This window comes from Collinsella sp. HCP3S3_E11 (assembly GCF_052067375.1).
Taxonomy (GTDB): domain Bacteria; phylum Actinomycetota; class Coriobacteriia; order Coriobacteriales; family Coriobacteriaceae; genus Collinsella.
Genome location: NZ_JBQHQI010000033.1, coordinates 1 through 816, shown reverse-complemented (window position 1 = coordinate 816; position 816 = coordinate 1). Strand labels below are relative to the sequence as shown.

The 816-nt window shown below is 73.2% G+C and carries 2 protein-coding genes; both read right to left on the bottom strand.

The annotated features are described in order from the left end of the window. Positions 1-487, bottom strand: a 487-nt coding sequence (locus tag ACTM86_RS08935) for an ATP-binding protein (protein ID WP_441017509.1), incomplete at its 3' end; no start/stop codon positions are given. Beyond that, positions 487-816: Mu transposase domain-containing protein (locus ACTM86_RS08930; RefSeq protein WP_441036955.1), on the bottom strand; the 330-nt coding region annotated here is incomplete at its 5' end. The genes ACTM86_RS08935 and ACTM86_RS08930, both read right to left, overlap by 1 nt.

Here is an 816-nt window from a genome sequence, read left to right as displayed (position 1 = left end):
TGAGCCTCTTCTTGAGGATGCCGCGCGACGAGGCGTCCTCCAGGTCCTCGACGAGCCGGGCGCAGTCCACGAACCTGACCTCGCGCCCCGCCCTGACCGCCTCGATGCCCAGCGCGACGGCGAGGTGCGTCTTGCCCACGCCGGGGCTCCCCACGAACAGGACGTTCTCGGCCCGCTCGACGAACCTCAGGGTCGCGAGCTCCTCGATCTCGGCGCGCGGGACCGACGGCTGGAAGTCCCAGTCGAAGTCCGCCAGCCCCTTGACGTAGGGGAACCCCGACGACCGTATGCGCTGGCTGGTGATCCTGACCTCCCGGGCGGCGACCTCGACGCGCGTCATCTCCTCGAGGGCGGAGGCGAAGCCCCGCTCGCCCGCGGCGACCATCCTCACGTAGTCGGGCAGGGACGCCGCCATCTCGTGCAGCCCGAGCGCGGAGAGGTTCGCCTGCGCCCTGATCGAGGGGCTGCCCTCCGCGACGGCGCCCATCACGCCCCTCCGAGCGAGTCGAGCAGCGCGAGGTTGGCGCGCGCGGCCTCGGCGATGTCCGCGTCGGCCAGGCCCCGCTTCCCCTCGAGGGCCCGCCCGTAGTGGTCGGGGTCGTAGTTGATGGGCCTCGACGGCCCGGACGCGGCGTCGTGGACGGCGACCTCCTCGCCGGCCATCCTCACCACGACCTGGCCGCCGGGCATCGCCACGACGCTCACGCGCCGGCCGATGCAGCGCCTGGGCACGGACCACTCCCTGCCGGCGGCCCTGACGAGCATGGTCGGCGGGACGGTCTGGACGCTCACGTCGCCCACCATCGACTCGAGGAG